The organism is Clostridium sp. YIM B02500 (assembly GCF_022324665.1).
GTDB classification, from domain to species: Bacteria; Bacillota; Clostridia; order Clostridiales; family Clostridiaceae; genus Clostridium; species Clostridium beijerinckii.
Window position 1 is genome coordinate 205,092 of the sequence record NZ_JAKGTE010000003.1, and the last position, 18,074, is coordinate 223,165.

The 18,074-nt window shown below is 28.8% G+C and carries 16 protein-coding genes; 11 read left to right on the forward strand and 5 right to left on the reverse strand.

From position 1 onward, the window contains the following. Positions 1-17 precede the first annotated feature (17 nt). The 3 genes from L1S46_RS03605 (at position 18) to L1S46_RS03615 (ending at position 2,818) form a co-directional block, all read left to right on the forward strand. Complete coding sequence (locus L1S46_RS03605; protein ID WP_238858580.1) at positions 18-680, forward strand: diphthine--ammonia ligase; 663 nt, start codon at positions 18-20, stop codon at positions 678-680. Positions 681-786: 106 nt separating this feature from the next. Then, positions 787-2,286: a cobyric acid synthase gene (locus tag L1S46_RS03610; RefSeq protein WP_077830305.1), complete on the forward strand. Its 1,500-nt coding sequence runs from the start codon at positions 787-789 to the stop codon at positions 2,284-2,286. Positions 2,287-2,302: 16 nt separating this feature from the next. Next, positions 2,303-2,818 carry a hypothetical protein gene (locus L1S46_RS03615; protein ID WP_077830304.1) on the forward strand — a complete coding sequence of 172 codons (516 nt, stop codon included), beginning with the start codon at positions 2,303-2,305 and terminating at the stop codon, positions 2,816-2,818. Positions 2,819-3,018: 200 nt separating this feature from the next. Here L1S46_RS03615 and ytaF read toward each other — a convergent pair whose 3' ends face one another. Next, on the reverse strand, positions 3,019-3,645 hold the full coding sequence (gene ytaF, locus L1S46_RS03620) for a sporulation membrane protein YtaF (RefSeq protein ID WP_011968608.1): 627 nt from the start codon (positions 3,643-3,645) through the stop codon (positions 3,019-3,021). A gap of 310 nt (positions 3,646-3,955) precedes the next feature. On the opposite strand from ytaF, the gene yidA reads away from it, so the two are divergent. Further along, the gene (gene yidA, locus L1S46_RS03625) at positions 3,956-4,768 is read left to right on the forward strand and encodes a sugar-phosphatase (protein ID WP_238899238.1); all 813 of its coding nucleotides are present in this window, start codon (positions 3,956-3,958) and stop codon (positions 4,766-4,768) included. Positions 4,769-5,231: 463 nt separating this feature from the next. Further along, entirely contained in the window at positions 5,232-6,338 is a 1,107-nt protein-coding gene (locus L1S46_RS03630; RefSeq protein ID WP_238899239.1) for an HD-GYP domain-containing protein, read from the forward strand. A gap of 45 nt (positions 6,339-6,383) precedes the next feature. Here the strand turns inward: L1S46_RS03630 and ade are convergent, their stop codons facing one another. Together ade and L1S46_RS03640 are read right to left on the reverse strand one after the other, a co-directional pair. Continuing rightward, on the reverse strand, positions 6,384-8,153 hold the full coding sequence (gene ade, locus L1S46_RS03635) for an adenine deaminase (protein WP_077869230.1): 1,770 nt from the start codon (positions 8,151-8,153) through the stop codon (positions 6,384-6,386). Between the two features lie 255 nt (positions 8,154-8,408). Continuing rightward, positions 8,409-9,467 carry a lactonase family protein gene (locus L1S46_RS03640; RefSeq protein WP_238899240.1) on the reverse strand — a complete coding sequence of 353 codons (1,059 nt, stop codon included), beginning with the start codon at positions 9,465-9,467 and terminating at the stop codon, positions 8,409-8,411. Positions 9,468-9,978: 511 nt separating this feature from the next. Here L1S46_RS03640 and metA point away from each other — a divergent pair. Together metA and L1S46_RS03650 are read left to right on the forward strand one after the other, a co-directional pair. Then, entirely contained in the window at positions 9,979-10,893 is a 915-nt protein-coding gene (gene metA / locus L1S46_RS03645) for a homoserine O-succinyltransferase (RefSeq protein WP_011968613.1), read from the forward strand. A gap of 85 nt (positions 10,894-10,978) precedes the next feature. Beyond that, positions 10,979-11,587 carry a DUF2238 domain-containing protein gene (locus L1S46_RS03650; protein WP_236895176.1) on the forward strand — a complete coding sequence of 203 codons (609 nt, stop codon included), beginning with the start codon at positions 10,979-10,981 and terminating at the stop codon, positions 11,585-11,587. A 38-nt stretch (positions 11,588-11,625) separates the two neighbouring features. On the opposite strand, the gene L1S46_RS03655 is transcribed toward L1S46_RS03650, so the two are convergent. Together L1S46_RS03655 and L1S46_RS03660 are read right to left on the reverse strand one after the other, a co-directional pair. After that, entirely contained in the window at positions 11,626-11,892 is a 267-nt protein-coding gene (locus tag L1S46_RS03655; protein WP_038457279.1) for a DUF1294 domain-containing protein, read from the reverse strand. 145 nt (positions 11,893-12,037) lie between these two features. Beyond that, the gene (locus tag L1S46_RS03660) at positions 12,038-12,679 is read right to left on the reverse strand and encodes an undecaprenyl diphosphate synthase family protein (protein ID WP_011968616.1); all 642 of its coding nucleotides are present in this window, start codon (positions 12,677-12,679) and stop codon (positions 12,038-12,040) included. A gap of 1,084 nt (positions 12,680-13,763) precedes the next feature. Between L1S46_RS03660 and hemA the strand changes: the two genes are divergently transcribed. Genes hemA through cobA form a run of 4 tightly spaced genes read left to right on the forward strand, consistent with a single transcriptional unit; the run spans position 13,764 to position 18,002 of the window. Further along, positions 13,764-14,969 (forward strand): glutamyl-tRNA reductase, encoded by a 1,206-nt coding sequence (gene hemA, locus L1S46_RS03665; RefSeq protein WP_238899241.1) that lies wholly within the window; start codon positions 13,764-13,766, stop codon positions 14,967-14,969. Next, positions 14,927-15,607, forward strand: a complete 681-nt coding sequence (locus tag L1S46_RS03670) for an NAD(P)-dependent oxidoreductase (protein ID WP_171788681.1) — start codon at positions 14,927-14,929, stop codon at positions 15,605-15,607. The genes hemA and L1S46_RS03670 overlap by 43 nt, the downstream gene beginning before the upstream one ends. 43 nt (positions 15,608-15,650) lie before the next feature. After that, positions 15,651-16,526 (forward strand): hydroxymethylbilane synthase, encoded by an 876-nt coding sequence (gene hemC / locus L1S46_RS03675; RefSeq protein ID WP_171788680.1) that lies wholly within the window; start codon positions 15,651-15,653, stop codon positions 16,524-16,526. A gap of 12 nt (positions 16,527-16,538) precedes the next feature. Continuing rightward, positions 16,539-18,002 (forward strand): uroporphyrinogen-III C-methyltransferase, encoded by a 1,464-nt coding sequence (gene cobA, locus L1S46_RS03680; RefSeq protein ID WP_238899242.1) that lies wholly within the window; start codon positions 16,539-16,541, stop codon positions 18,000-18,002. Positions 18,003-18,074 lie beyond the last annotated feature (72 nt).

Genomic DNA, 18,074 nt, shown 5'->3' on the forward strand with positions numbered 1-18,074 from the left:
CAAATAAGAGGGGTAGTATGGATAAAGAAAAAGTTGTAGTTTCATTCAGCGGGGGAAAAGATTGTACTTTAGCCTTGTATAGGATGATTAAAAGTGGTTATAAAATAATAGGATTATTAGTTACGTTTGAAAGCAAAAAAGATTCGTATTTTCATAAAATACCAAGGAATGTTTTTCAGGATATTTCTAAAGAATTGGAAATTCCACTTATTGAAATAGATTGTAGCAATAAGAATAATTATGAAGAAGAATTTGAGATGGCATTAAAAGTTTCAAAAGATAAAGGTGCTGAAATTTGTGTATTTGGAGATATAGATATAGAAGCACATAGAGGTTGGTGTTTAGATAGGTGCAAGGCAGCAGAAATTAAAGGAGTATTCCCTTTATGGCAAGAAAATAGGGAAAAGCTTACTAATGAATTTATAGATTGTGGTTTTAAGGCTATAATTAAAAAGGTAAATCTAAAGGCGCTAGGAATAGAGTTCTTAGGAAAAGAATTAACAAAAGATATTGTTAATGAAATAAAAAACTTAGGATGTGATCCTTGTGGAGAAAATGGAGAATATCATACATTAGTTTTTGATGGTCCTATATTTAAGAGTTCAATCAAATTTAATAAGAGTGGTACAGAGATTACAGAGAATTATGGATATTTAACAGTAAACGGATTATTAGATTAAAGATATAAATTAGAAAAATAATTCAAAATTTGAATTCAAATGTTGGAAATCAGAGATTAAAAATAAATGTTAAATATTGGAACTCGAATTTGAGGGGAGTAAAGAAATGGATAAAAAAAGTATAATGTTTTTAGGTACAGCGTCTTCTGTTGGTAAAAGTACTTTAGTAACAGCCCTATGTAGATATTTAAAAAATCAAGGGTTAAATGTAGCTCCTTTTAAGGCCTTAAATATTTCATTAAATTCTTATGTAACAAAAGATGGATTAGAAATGGGACGAGCTCAAGTAGTTCAAGCAGAGGCTTGCAAATTAGAGCCAGATGCATTGATGAATCCGGTTTTGCTAAAACCAAGTGGTGAATATACACAAGTAATAGCAGATGGAAAAGTTTTTTGTAATATTGAGCCTTATAAATACAAGGAACTTAATGAAACTTTAAAGGTCAGAGTTAAGAAAGCTTATGATAAGCTAAGCAAAAAGCACGATGTAATTGTACTGGAGGGATCTGGGAGTTGTGCCGAAATAAATTTGAAAGATAGCGATATATCTAATATGGCTATGGCAGAAATTGCTGATGCACCTGTAATTTTAGTATCCGATATTGATAGAGGTGGAGTTTTTGCATCTATAGTTGGTACAATTCAATTATTACCCGAATCAGAGCGTGAAAGAATAAAAGGGGTAATAATTAATAAGTTTAGAGGTAATATAGAACTATTTAAACCTGCAATAAAACAGTTGGAGGATATTATAAATATTCCAGTCCTTGGAGTTATGCCATATGAAAAATTTGATATTGATGATGAAGATAGTGTAACTGAAAGAATTAGGAACAAAGAAGAAGTTGGAACTTTAGATATTGCTATTATCAGGCTTTCTCATATGTCAAACTTTACTGATTTTAGTATTTTAGATAGAATTCCAGATGTGACTATACGATATGTGGATAAACCTAGTGAATTAAAAAATCCAAATTTAATTATAATACCTGGAACAAAGAATACAATTGAAGATTTAAGAAGTATGAAAGAAAATAAATTATTTGATAAAATAAAAGAATTAAAAGAGAGTGGTACACCCATTTTAGGAATTTGTGGAGGGTATCAAATGCTTGGAACGTTGATACTCGATAAATTAGGCGTTGAGGGTAATATATCTCAAGAGGATGGTTTCGGATTTTTGGATATAAAGACACGATTTAATGAGACGAAAGTTACAAAGCAGACTAAGGGAAATATTTTATGTGATCTAAAATCAATTAAGTCTATAGAAGGTAGCACTATAAGTGGCTATGAAATTCATAATGGAATAAGCAAGATTGGTAAGAAAGCAATACCTTTTATTAAGGATTTAGACGGTGATATTGTAGGTGTATGCGACAAAGAAAGAATTGTTGCAGGAACTTATCTTCATGGTATGTTTGATTCAGAAGAATTTATAAGTTCATTTGTTAAATCTCTTAAAGAGAACAACGATATTGTTGTTACAGAAGATATAATTATAGAAAAAGTAAATGAATATAAAGATAATGAATATGATAGATTATCTAAACTTTTTGAAGAAAATATAGATATATATCAGTTGAGAAAAATAATGGAACTTTAGGAAGAAGGGGATAGAGATGTTAACGGCTACTGAAGAGAGATTATTAGAATATATAGAAGAACGCGCAAGAGCAAATGTTAGAGGTAAAACTTTCTATAAGATGACGGATATATTAGAGCAAGCGTTTTGGATATCTGAAGAAAAGGCATATGAGGTTTTAAAGAATATAATAGCTAGAAAAAATATAGGAAATTCCAAAGATGCTATTATAGATGAATATATTGATATGCTTAAAAAAGGATATGGATCAATACAAGAACAGGTAGATTTATTTGGTGGGGATAAGTATACGAGTGTTATGTATGCAGCTGAAAGAAGGTTAAAGCAGTATGAAGGTGGTACGTTTTTTGATCTTCTTAGAGAAGTTTATAAAATCCCAGACGAAGAAATTATGGAGGTAACAGAAAAGTATTTAAAGTTTTTAAATTCTCCAATATTTTCATATAGGTTAGAAAAGGAGACCTTTCATAAGTTTCTACAATCAGACCTAGAGGAATTAGATAAGCAGTTCAATAGGTTTGTAAATTTATAGTATTAAGTTAAAAATAATTATTAAGCAGAGCAGGTTGTAGTTAAGAGGTAATAATTGCGATTTTAAGCATTAGAAATAAATTTAGATAAATAGAGCATATATGTATTCTAAAGAATAAAGAAAATAATAGATGCAATTTTTATACCCAGTTTTTATAGTATTCATGTAATAATATACTATATGAACTGGGTATAAATTTATCATTTTAATACTCTAAGTATTGCTAATAATATAAGTAGAGCTCCTGATAACCAAGATAATTCAAGGTGTACTTTTTGAGCAAATTTTCGTCCAATAACTACCCCAAGAGATACTAGAGAAACTCCTATGATAAAGCATAATACTAAAACTTCCGTATAGTTAATGTTACATAGGCTAGACCCAATTCCTACTGCAAGACTATCTAATGATAATGCTAAACCTAGATAAAATGATTCTTTAATATTTAGGCATTTTGAGTTATCAAAGTCAGCTTTTATTTCATCTGCATAAACTTGTAGGACAAATTGAAAATCAAAGATCTTAAATGTTAAGGGACTATCGGATTTTGAGCATTTTGAAATATATGATTTAAAAATATATTCAAATAATCTATATATTCCAAGTAACATCAAAAGTACAAATCCTAAAATTGCGGGAAGGTTACTTGGGAGTATGCTTTTAACTATTGAGCCAATAAGTAAAGAACAAGCAAGTGTAATGGTGCATACTAAATTTATTACTACTGCGCATATGGGTGGAATACGAATTTTCGAAGTACCATAAGCAATACTTGCAACAAAAGAATCTATGCATAACGAAGATACTAATAATAAAGACTCAAGCATAACTATTACCTCATAAGTTTTAGATACAATTCATGATATGAAAGAAAACTACTATTAGTTACAAATTTTGAGGTTTTATATTATTTTGGAATAGATTTATTAATAATAATTGAAATTCCTATAGAATCCCTGTAAACTATAAGAAATAGTAACAGTGAATATATAATATATTGTTGTAATAACATATTCATATATATAGCCTTTGGTAATTTAAATATTTATAATGTAGCAATCTAATCGCAACATATTATATCTAAAAAAAATACCAATAAATATGCTGTAAATTATATTATATAAATGGAGGAATAAAATGTATAAATTACTTGCACTAGATATGGATGGAACTTTACTTACAACGGATAAGAAGGTTTCAAAAAATACTGAGGCAGCTATAAAAGCTGCAGAAAAAAAGGGTGTTAAGATAGTATTAGCATCAGGAAGGCCATTAGATGGATTAAATAGGTATTTAGAAGAGCTTGATTTAATAAAAGGTGAGGACTATGTACTTAGCTTTAATGGCGGATTAGTTCAAAATACTAGAGGAAAAATTGTCTCAAAGGTATGCTTAAAGGGAAATGATTTAAAATATATATATGAAATAAGCAAGAAACTTAATGTAAATATACATGCTTTTTCTGCAAAGGATGGATTAATAACGCCTAAAACTAGTCAATATACGGAGTATGAAGCTACAATGAATGGAATTGATATTACTATTAAGGACTTCAATGAAGTTGATGACAATGAAGATATTATAAAAGTCATGATGATAGATCCACAAGAAATATTAGATCCAGCCATAAAGGAATTACCTAGTGAAATTTATGAGAAATATAGTGTGTTTAAAAGTGCACCTTACTTTTTGGAATTTACTCATAAGGAAGTAGATAAAGGACTTGGATTAAAAAAACTTGGCGAATATCTTGGGATAAAACAAGAAGAAATAATTGCATGTGGAGATGCTGGTAATGATTTATCAATGGTAAAGTATGCTGGCCTTGGTGTAGCAATGGGGAATGCTACTGAAGAAATTAAACAAGCTGCAAATTTTATTACTGATTCAAACGATGAAGATGGAATAGTAAGAGTAATAGAAAAATTTATTTTAAGTGAATCTAAGTAGGAATCTATAGGAAATTGTTTTATTTCTATTGCCTAAACCACATTTTGATAGGCGATATAAAACAATTTCTTTTTATTCTTTAGGAACTGCCTATCAAGGCAAATCCCTCACAGAGTATAATGAAAGTTGTTTTATTTTCGCAAGAAAATTATAATACGGTGAAATATATGGACATTGTGCGGCTTGTGAGTATAATTAATATAATAGCTCCTGCGCAAGTGAGGGATAAAAAGAACCAAAACAATATAAAATAAATATATTTAATTAATGAAATTTGATGTTTAAGGTAATATAATATATTTATGTACCTATACGGTAGGATTAATTTACTTAATAATTAAAAAATTAAATTAATTGTTTGGTTATTATTATAGGTGTTACATAAAGAAAGGCTATTTACATATGGTCTATATTTAGGGGTATGGTATAAATAATAATGATTTATTTAGGGGGAATATAAGCTTTGAGATTAGTCCCAATTGAAAACGTAAAGCCAAACACAGTACTTGGAAAATCGCTGTATGACATTAATGGTAGAATTCTACTTAGAGCTGGAGTAGTTTTAAGAGAAAATACAATTGCAAAAATAAAGGAAATAAATATTTTATCGATCTATATAGTTGATAAATATAGTAATGAAGAAATTGAAGATATTATTAAGCCAGAACTTAGACAAAAAGCGATTATAACGATAAAAGAAGCTTTTTCTAACATAGGAAGACTTAATAATAATTCAGTAAGGAATAAAGAAAGTGATTATACTTGGCAAGAGCAGAGTTATTTTTATAATATTGGAAAGATGGCAGTAGATTTAATTGATGATATCTTAAATCGAAGGGATGTAATGCTTGCATTAGTAGATATACGAAGTATGAATAATTATATGTATTCTCATTCTGTAAATGTTGCAGTAATATCACTTACTATAGGAATTGCGCTTCAACTATCAAAAAAGAAATTAGAAGCTCTATGTATAGGAGCATTGATACATGACATTGGAAAATCATTAGTACCTAGAGAGATATTTGATAAACAGGGAAGTTTAAGTGAAGAAGAAAAAGAAATATTAAAACAACATCCAAGACTTGGATATAAGTATTTATCAACTACTTATAATATTAATAGTCTAAGTAAATTAATAGTCCTTCAACATCATGAAAGACCAGATGGAAATGGATGTCCAGATGGATTAACTAAGGATAATATTATTGAACTAAGTAATATTGTAAGTATTGCCAATGTATATGATAATTTATCAACAGACTTGCCGAATAAAAGAGCAATGTTTCCAAGTGATGTACTGGAATATTTAATGTCGAATGCAGGAACAATGTTTGATTATAATATAGTTAATATATTTTGTAGAATAGTAATTCCATATCCAAAAGGAACTATTGTGGAATTAAGCACAGAAGAAGTTGCTGTGGTTGAAGAAACAATACCAGGATTCCCGCTCAGACCAACTGTAAGAGTAATAGAAAGTCCTAGGGTAAGTAGAATTAGTATGAAAATTGATCTTATAAAAGAAATTTCAATAGTTATTACTGGGGTGAAATATGAAATTGATTAGTATAAGCATATAAAGGCAATCTTAATCTAAAGATTGCCTTTATAACTATTCAAAAATGTCAATAAACTTAAAATTGATAACATCAAATAAACCTTTATCTGTAATCTTTAAATCTGGTATTACTGGTAATGATAAAAATGATAATGTTAAAAATGGATTGAAATCAATTTGTGGTGCTATGATTTTGATAGCTGAATGGAGATTTTTTAAATCAAACTCAATTTCACCATATGTTCTATTTGTCATAAGCCCACCAATTTCAAGTTTAATATGAGCAAGAATATTTTTATCTTTAACTACAATTATACCGCCGCCCATTCGCTCCAATTCCTTAGCAGCAAATAGCATATCTTTATCATTTGTTCCAGCAATTATTAAATTATGGGAATCATGAGCAATGGTGGTTCCAATTGCACCTTCTGAAATTCCTAAACCTTTTAAGATTCCAAGTCCTAAATTGCCAGAAGCCTTATGCCTTTCAATAACTGCAATTTTTAATAAGTCATCTTTAGTTGAGGAAGTGAAAAATTTATAATCATTGTCCTTTATTGAATTAATATCTGAAATATTGAGCTTTAAGTGAATGCTTTCTAATTTGTTCGGAATTATTTCTATTGCATTTAATATATTTACATCTTTATTTGGTATATTAATTTTGAAACTATCTTCACTTAGCGGTGGAAGATTTATAGAATTATAAAAAGCATTATTATTTGCGTTTTTTGATAAATCTGTATTGAAATTAATAAGTTCATTATTGTTTACAACTAATTTACCTTCTTTATAAACTTGAGATATATTAAATCTTTCTAGGTCATCTAATAATATAAAATCTGCAATGTATCCAGGGGCAATTGCTCCTTTGTTATTTAGTTTATATAAGAGAGATGGATTTAGTGTTGCCATTTGAATAGCTGTTTCTGGATTTAAATTAGAGTTGTTTATAGTATAAATAATTGAGCTATTAATTGATCCATTGGCAGCAATATCGTCAATATGCTTATCATCAGTGCAGAAGCAAAATCTATTACTATTAGATTCATTGACTGCAGGTAATAATTCTTTTAAGTTTTTAGCAACGGTACCTTCTCTAATTAGAATATACATACCACGTCGGATCTTATCAAGAGCTTCTTCAGCATTATTACATTCGTGATCAGTTAAAATATTGGCGGTCCTATAGGTGTTTGTCATCATAGATGTGAAGCCAGCTCCATGACCATCAATAACTTTATTATTAGTAATTGAATCGCATATCTTATCAATTATCTTATCATCACATTCTGAGACAGAAGGATAATCCATAACTTCAGCTAAACCTAAAACTTTATCATTTTTATAAAAATCTTTTAAGTCCTTAGAGAGCAAAGTTGCACCAGAGCTTTCGAAGCTGGTACCAGGAACACATGATGGAAGCATAAAATATATATCAAATGGGATGTTTTGTGAAGAATTAAGCATGAAATTTATACCATCAGTTCCCATAACATTTGAGATTTCATGAGGATCTGCAATAACAGATGTGATTCCGTTTAATAATGCCAGCTTGCTGTATTCAGTAGGTGTGACCAAACTGGATTCTATATGGCAATGGGAATCAATAAGTCCAGGACAAATATATTTGTTAGTTCCATCTACAATTTCATACCCATCATAGTCACCAATACCAACAATATATCCATCTTTAATACCAATAGTATCTACGAATCTATTCTTATTAAAAACATCAATTATGGTAACATTTTTAATTACGAGATCACATTTTACACTTCTATTAGAAGCTTTAATGTGATTTATTAATGTATCTTTATTCAAATAAAAGTCCTCCTTATTACGAATTTTATTAGTTATATTCACTGTGTCTAAAAAATATATTGCCTTATTATAATTGAAATTTGTGAATATTGTCAAAAGTAAAAATGTTTACAAATAAAAAAAATATATTTTTACTTTTGATAACGTTTAGATATAAAGGTTTTATACATAATATGGAGATAAGGAAGTTAGGTGCATATTATAAGCTTAATTATAATATGCACCTAACTTTTAGTTATATGATTAATTATTTAACTAAATAAATTCTATACATGTTGGAGTTGGGATGTTTTCAGATTTTATAAAAGTTAATTCTCCTGTTATTGAATTAATAGAAAATATAGATATATTATCAGAATTTTCATTAGCACAAAGTAGGAATTTACCAGATGGATCCAATTGAAAATCTCTAGGAGAATCACCATTACAAGAAATAGTGTCGATATACTTTAGCTTTCCATTATCTGAATTTATATGGAATAAACTTAAAGAATTATTTCCTCTATCCGAAGTATAGAGAAATTTATTATTCTTGTGTATACGAATTGCGGAACCAGATTTTGTCCCTTTGTAGTCCTTTGGTAATGAACTTAAAGTTTGAATATTTTCAAAAGCAATATTTGATTTTGCTTTATAATCAAAAACAAATATTTCAGAAGTTAACTCACTTAAAACGTAGTAATAGTGTTTTCCATTAGCATAAGTAATATGTCTTGGCCCTGTGCCGGCAGGGAATGTATAGCTTAAATTTTCATTTTGATATAGTTTTCCATCTTTTATTGAAGAAACTATCATTTTATCAATCCCTAAATCAATAGATAAAATATATTTGTCATCATCAGTAAACATTGAGCAATGAATATGAGGTTTTTCTTGTCTCAATTGATTTACACTAGAGCCACTATGACTTCCAAGCATAGGAGAATTTAAAATTAAGCCATCTAAAGTTTTGTAGACAAACATCTTGTTTTCATGATAGTTTGAAGAAATTAAAATCTCATGACTGTTATTTAGACTTACATGACAAGGTGGTTTTTCTTCTGAAAGATTAGAGTTTATTAAGTGTAGTTTATTATCTTCTTTCCAATATTTAAATGAAGATACCCCAGCTTTTTCCTTGATTTTACATGTTGAATAAAGAATGTGTCGTTCTCTATCTAGAGTTAGATATGTAGGATTCTCTATATTGTAAGCTAAATTGATATTTTCAATATTGCCTGAAATTGTATCAAAATTAATTCTATAGATTCCTTTACTTTCATTTTTGGTATAAGTTCCAATAAATCCAACTGAAATATTTTCTTTTAGTACCATTATATATGCCCCCTTTTATTGTATATCTATTAGTATAGCATAAATGGAAGTAAAAGATATTTATGAAATTTTGCAGAGAGCTATTGATTTTAATCATTTAATTATAGTAGTGGAAGAAATAAAAAAAATTAATAATTGTGTATAATTATTAATGTCAAAATACAATTAAATAATAGTAAATTTTTGTAAATGGTTAATTGTAAACATCTATAAACTGTAAACAGAATAACTTTGCTATTTATTAATAGCGATTGCTGTTATTAATTATGTTTATAAAAGTAAACAACAAAACTATATACACCTGATTAAAGAATTTATGTTAGATGCTTGGAGTTTAACTTCTGAAAATGATATAAATGAAAATGTTTTATTTAAGGTTACATAATTTTAGTATTATATTTATTTTTATAATGTTGATAAGAGGTGGAATTTTGATATAATAATACTTATATACAAAAATAATTAAATAATAATCTAAAATAAGCAATAATCACATTGGGGGGAAACAAATATGCCAATAAAGATTCCTATAGAATTGCCTGCATTTCAGGTTTTATCTGATGAAAACATATTCGTAATGAATAATGAGAGGGCTAATACTCAAGATATCAGACCGCTAAAAATAGCAATTCTTAATTTAATGCCAAAAAAAATAGTAACAGAAAATCAATTATTAAGATATTTATCTAACACGCCACTACAAGTAGAGGTAAGTCTAATACAGACTAAGAGTTATACTTCACACAATACACCACCGGAGCATCTAAATAAATTTTATAGCTATTTTGATGATATAAAGCAAGAAAAATTTGATGGACTTATAATAACTGGGGCTCCAGTTGAACAAATGGCTTTTGAAGAGGTTACATACTGGAAAGAGCTTACTGAAATAATGGAATGGAGCAAGACTCATGTATTTTCAACATTCTATATTTGTTGGGGAGCACAGGCAGGTTTATATTATCACTATGATATACCTAAATATGATTTAGATGAAAAAATGTTTGGTGTGTTCTCACATTGGGTTAATGATGAGAAAGCTGATTTGACAAGAGGATTAGATGATGTGTTTTATGCACCACACTCTAGACACACTGAAGTCAAACGTGAAGATATAGAGAAAGTTTCAAATCTTGAAATTTTATCCGAATCTGAGGAAGCTGGAGTATTCATAGTTGCAACAAAAGATAGGAGAAATGTGTTTGTAACTGGACATATGGAATATGATAGAAATACATTGATGGATGAATATATAAGAGATAAAGAAAAAGGCGATGAAATAGCTTTACCTAAAAATTATTTTAGAAATGATGACATAAATCAAAAACCGTTGTACACATGGAGAGGTCCTGCTAGCATAGTTTTTGGAAACTGGCTAAATTATTGTGTATACCAAAATACACCTTTTGATCTTAATACTCTTTAGAAATTTTATGAATAAATCATAAGTGCTTTTAAAGCACTTATGATTTTGTTCTTAAATTTTGTGAATCTTATATAAGGAGATATTGATGAAGGAAAAGAATTTTCATTTAATATTATTAATAAGTATATTTGCAATTTTAGTTGCGTCGGGAATAAATCCTCATGATAGATTTACATGGGTATTAGAGGTTATTCCGGCAGTGATAGGCGTTATGGTCTTAATAACTACTTATAATAAATTCGTATTTACTAACTTAACGTATATTCTTATTTGGTTTCATGCAGTTATATTAATAGTGGGTGGTCATTATACATATGCAGAAATGCCTTTATTTAATTGGCTAAGAGATACTTTTGACTTGAGTAGAAATTACTATGATAGGCTTGGGCATTTTGCACAAGGATTTATACCAGCAATAATTATTAGAGAAATTTTCATAAGAAACAAAATTGTTAAAAATATAGCATGGACAAATTTTATTACAATATCAATTTGTCTTGCTATTAGTGCTTCTTATGAAATAATAGAATTTATTGTAGCATTAATTACTGGCGAAAGTGCAACTGCTTTTTTAGGAACTCAAGGAGATATTTGGGATACTCAGTGGGATATGATCTTTGCACTTTTAGGCTCAATGGTTTCAGTATTAACGGTAGGAAAATATCATGAGAATTTATTAAAGACAAAGCAGTGATACTTTGTCCAATAAAATTTGAATATTAGCATGCTATTTTAATAATTTAAATATAGTATAGCTATGAAAATTTGCATAAGAAGTATGAATGGAACTCCAATTGTAAACTTCTTATGCTTTGTTTTGTGCCTAAAACTAGACATTCCAATAAGCATTCCAATAGATCCTCCAAAAATAGAGATACCAATGAGTGTTTTTTCAGGTATTCTCCATTCTTTATGAATAGCTCTTTGTTTATCTATAAACATAATAAGAAATCCTAGAAGGTTAATAATCAATAAATATGTAAATACGACTTTTAACATAAATTTCACTCCAATATATCATTAAATATAAATTAATATTAATGATAACATAATTCATACTGAAGCACAAAATATAGAGATATGAAGTAAAAGAAGTTAGATTTACGAAATTTTATTAGTATTGCTTATTTTTGAATCTATGACATTAGCCGCCTAAAGTTACATCTTGCTCATTGTACCAAGATAAAGCATTATAAAAGTCTTCCTTTTTAAAATCAGGCCAGTAATTATCTAAAATATAAAAATCTGAGTAAACTGATTGAACTGGCAGCAAGCCACTTAATCTTCTTCGCCCACCCCATCTAATTATAAGATCTATTCTAGAAATATCCTTTGATTGTAAATGTGGTTGAATATGTTTTTTTGATATATCTGCATTTTTTAGTAGATTTAAATCCCATTCCCAACCGTAATTTATTAAAAAGTTTGCCTTTATTCCACCTGAACCAAACTTTTTTCTTTTAGTGAAGGGCAATAATTCTTTTGGAAAGCAACTAGACTCAGTATTACCTAAGACTAATATTTCGCAATCTTCTTTTGTTAAAAGCATAACAGAATCAATGCAAGCTTTAGTAAATGCTATTTTTTGATCGCTAGGACGTTTGGTATTATCAATTGTGAATCCATAAAAGGTTACTTCCTGAATATTTTCTTTTTGGCATAATTTAAAGACCTCAAGTCCTGGATTTATTCCGTGATCATATCCCTTATCTTTGCCTAATGAGTTAGATAAAGCCCAACGTCTATTTCCATCAGGAATGATGCCTATGTGTTTTGGGATTCGCATAATTTTTTCACCTCTCAAATTTGATATTGCTTTTAAGAGTATAACCCAATTAATCCAAAAAAATACACACTGATGAAAAAAGCGCGAAGCGCAATTAAGAACTTAGATGAAAAAAGCGCGAAGCGCAATTAAGAACTTAAATGAAAAAAGCGCGCACATATGAAAAGAGTGCGGAGCACAATTAGGAACTTGCTAAGCGCAACCAAGATCTTAGATGAAAAGAGTGCGAAGCACAATTCGGAACTTATTAAGCGAAGCTAAGAAAGTAGGTGAAAAAGTACTCATTTATAAAAAAAGGAAAAGCATATTTAGAAACATAGGTTTTATATAAACTTAAAAAATAAAAACCCTAAGCACAAGTTTAGGGGATCCTATGCTTAGGGCGAGTCATTAATATATAAACGACTTCTATTAATTAATAAGGGGTAAATAATTAACTACTTTACGATATTAGTATAATCCTGAAATGTGTCAAAAATATGTCAGAAATAAAAAATACATTTAATTAATATAATAATATTTATAAAGAGCTGTATCACTATGAAGAATAAGTTATTAAGTTATATGAGCTGATTATAAATATTTAATAATTAATTATAAATTAAATGTTTTTTGAGCGAAAATAGTATATACTAAAATATTAGCAGAACAAGATGTTTATCTGAGGTTAGAAATTTTTTTGATTAATGTTGATTTTATACATTCTAAGGAATATACCTTGACTAGAATTTTATTAGATGGAGAGCAAGAAAAATATTTTTCATTATCTATATTATTCGGAGTTAATCTATAATTCCTATAAGAATTGCTTGGAAAAAACAATCTCTATCTGATAAACTTAAGTGAGAGTCCAAAAGTGAAGATCCAAATTTTACATTTGGCTACTGAACTTTCTCATTGCGAGAATGTATCATTTGGCAACTCGAACTTACTCAGCGAACGAATGTGAGTCGAGTTTCAGCTAATGAGTCCAAAAGTGAAGATCCAAATTTTATATTTGGTTACTGCATTTTCTCCTTGTGAGAATGTAGTGTTTGGAAATAAATAGAAAATGCAAATAAAAAAGTATGTGAGGTGTCAATACGTGATAGGCTTAATAGGCATAAGAAAAAATACTCCATTGGAAATTAGAGAAAAATTTATAGTTAAGTCTAAAAAATATAACGAGTATTTTGGAGAATTATTAAAGGAGCTAAATGAAGTAGTTATTTTAGCTACATGTAATAGAACAGAAATTTATTTTAATGCTTCTTTAAATGAAGAAGAATTATTAAAAAAGATTTTTGATATTTTTAATTGGGATTATGAATATAAAAAATATGTTTTTATAACTAATAATAAGGATGCTTATAGGCATTTGTTTGAAGTTTGCTCCGGATTTCATTCGAAAATATTAGGAGAAGATCAAATTCTGGGGCAAGTTAAGGATGCTTATGAAGAAGCTTTAGAATTTAAAGCTGTTTCATTGGAATTGCATAGATTATTTCAGGAAGCTATTACTTGTGGAAAGCGGTTCAGAAAAGAAGCTAAGTTATTTGAAATACCAGTATCATCTTCTTCGATAGTGGTTAGCGAAGCTATTAAGCGTGAATGTACTAAATTTATGGTTTTAGGTTATGGGGAAGTTGGACAGCTTGTAATGAAATATTTGCTTTCACATAAAATCCAAACTGTCTACTTGGTTGTTAGAAATCCTAAAATAAAAGATGAAATACAGGATGAACGAGTAAAAGTAATTACTTTTGAAGAAAAGAATAAATATATTAATAGTATAGAATGTATAATAAGTTGTACTTCAGCACCACATCCAGTTGTAAAAACAGAAGATATTAGTGAAAGCGGAAATAGGTTAGTAATATATGATTTATCAGTTCCAAGAGATGTGGAAAAAGAGGTGGCGTTATTATCTAGGACTGAAGTTTATAATATTGATACAATAAGCCGTATAGATGATGCAAATAAAAAATTAAGAAAAGACAAGATGGAAGAAAATAGACATATAATGAATAAATACTTAAAGGAATACGATGAATGGTTAAAATTAAGAAGTATTTCTCATGTAATCAAAAACTTAAAAACTGTTGGAAATAATGTTTACGAGAAAAGAGTTCAAACTTTTTCACATAAAAGCAAAGATAAAAATGATATTGCTTTAGCACATAAATTAATTAAAAGTACATCTGATTTTTACATAAATAGGGCAATTGAAGTTATTAAAGAAGAGACTCTAAAGGGATGTGGTGAAGAATGGATAGGGATAATAGAGAAAATATTTATAACAAAGGAATAGAGTATTCTTATATTTCATTAATTTCTAAAAAACTAAGAGTTGGAATAGTTGGCGGAGGTAAAGCGGGAACAATAAAAGCAAGACATTTTGTGAAAAATAAATGCTGTGTTGAGGTAATCTCTAAAACTTTTGATGGAGAATTAATAGAACTTTCCAAAGAATTTTCAGAAATACTTACACTTAAAAATGAAGATTTAAGCTATGAATTTTTAAGTGATAAGCACCTTATAATTATTGCATTAGATGATGAAAATTTAAAAAACATAGTGAAGAAATACTGTGAAGAGAATTATAAGATATATATAGATTCATCTGATTTTATAAGTGGAATGGGAGTTGTTCCGATTCAAAGAAGTACAGAAAATGTAGTATTTGCTTTAAACACTAATTATGGAAATCCAAAAGGGGCAGTTTTACTTTCTAACAAAGTAGAAAAGACTATAAAAGAATATGATGAATTTATTAGATATATAGGATTAATACGAAACAAAGCAAAGTCATTTCCAGAGTTTAAAATGCAAATAACTTCGTTTATTGGAAATGATGAATTTAAAAAATCTTTTGATAATGGTGAAGCTGAAAAAGCATTAAGAAGCAGATTTTCGAAGGAAATTGTAGATTATTTAATCAATTTTTAAATGGATTTGTAGATAAATGAATTTTGGAGGTAGAATTAAATTAATGAATAAATTGACTATAGCAACAAGAAAAAGTAAATTAGCACAGACACAAACAGAAATAATAATGAGAAGTTTAAAGGATAAATTTAATATAGATAGTGAAAAAATGCTTATTGTTACTGAAGGAGATAGAAAATTAGATGTTTCTTTGGCAAAGATAGGCGGAAAGGGATTATTCGTAAAAGATATAGAAATTGCACTTTTAGAAAAAAGAGCTGATGGCGCAGTTCATAGTATGAAGGATGTACCTTATGAATTGAGTCACGAATTTGAAATAGCGGCTATAACGGAAAGAGAAGATATAAGGGATGTATTAATTTCTAAAGATAATATACCATTTAAAGAGCTTAGAAAAGGTGCAATAATCGGAACTAGCAGTATAAGAAGAGCTTGTCAGCTAAAGCTTATGAGAAATGATTTGGAGATAGTTCCAATTAGAGGAAATGTTCAAACTAGATTAGAGAAAATGAAAGAACAGAATTTAGATGGAATCATACTAGCTTCGGCAGGATTAAAAAGATTAAATGAAGAAGATATAATCACTGAGTATTTTGATCCTAAAGTATTTATACCAGCAGTGGCTCAAGGAGCTTTGGGAATAGAATGTCTAAAAGCTAGCAGTGCTAAAAGATATTTTGAAAAAATGGAAGATTCAAATGCTAAGTTAACAGTTGAGGCTGAACGAAGCTTTATGAGAATGCTAAATGGTGATTGTCACAGCCTTATCGGAGCTTATTCTGAAATTCAAGGTAATGATTTATATATGATTGGTATATATGACATAGGCGGAAGAATAGTTAAAAAAGATATTTTAGGAGATAAAAACGATCATATTGAATTAGGAAGAAAATTGGCAAATAAGATATTAGAGATATAGGAGAGAAGGAATATGAGTAAAGTATATATAATAGGTACAGGTCCAGGAGATGAAGAGTTATTAACATTAAAGGCTGTCAAGGTATTAAAAAGGTGTACAGCTGTCCTTTATGATAGATTGGTTTCAAATAATGTTTTGAATTATCTAGAACCAAATTGTGAAATTTATTATTGTGGAAAGGAACCAGGAGCTCATTCAAAAACTCAAGAGGAGATTAATGAACTTTTAGTTAAACTTGCAAAAGAAGGGCATACAGTTGGAAGAATTAAAGGTGGAGACCCATATGTTTTTGGAAGAGGCGGAGAAGAGGTATTGGCTTTAGTTGATGAAAATATAGAATTTGAGGTGATACCAGGGGTAACATCTCCTATTGCAGTTTTAAATTATGCAGGAATCCCAATAACTCACAGAAAGATAGCACAAAGTTTTCATGTTATAACAGGAAAATCTGCGCAAGATTTAAATGTGAATTTTAAGGCTCTAGCTAAAGAAGAAGGCACATTAGTATTTATGATGGGATTAGGCAATTTAGATAATATAGTGGAGGAGCTTATTAATAATGGAAAAGAACCAACGTTTCCATGTGCGGTAGTGATGAGAGGAACTTCAGCTAAGCAAAAAAAGGTAGTAGGAACGCTTGAGAATATTTCACAAAAAGTAAAAGATGCTAAATTACAATCTCCATGTATAATTGTTGTTGGTGAAGTTGTAAATTTAAATAAAGATTTGAACTGGTATGAAAATAAACCTTTGTTTGGAAAGAATATATGTATTACAAGATCAAGGAGACAATCTGAGAAATTAAAAAATAAATTAGTTGACTTAGGAGCGGAAGTTACAAGTTTTAATTCGATTAAGATAGAAAGCAGTGCGGAAAACTTAAATGATTATATAGAGAAGATAGAAAATTATGATCATATAGTATTTACTTCAGTTAATAGTGTAGAAATATTTTTTGATTATCTTATTGAAAAAGATTATGATATAAGAAGAATTAAAGCTAAAATATCCGCAATAGGCGCTGCTACTGCAAATTCTTTAAAACAAAGAGGAATTATCTGTTTTGCAAAGGCCAGAGAATTTGTTGGTGAAGGTTTAGTGAGCATATTAAAACCTCATTTGAAAGATAACCAAACTCTACTTTTGCCGTGTTCTGCAAAAAGTAGGAAATATATTTATGAAGAACTAACAAATTGTGGTGCAAGTGTAGATAAAGTATATATATATGATACGATTTGTGGATCAGTAGTTAATAAGAGATCTTTTGATGAAGTTGACATAGTATTCTTCACAAGTCCGTCAACAGTTGAAAACATGATTGATATGTTAGGGATTGAGGAAATTAAGAAAAAGCAGGTTATAGCTATAGGACCAAAGACTAATGAACCTTTAGAAAAGTATGGAATAAAAGCATACGTATGTAAAGAACACTCAGAGGAAGGATTTCTAAAAGAGATAGAAAATTTACTGCAATAGAGGAAATAGATTTTTAAAATAATTAATATATAAATTTAGATATTAAATAAAATGAGGGACATCTTTGAAGAT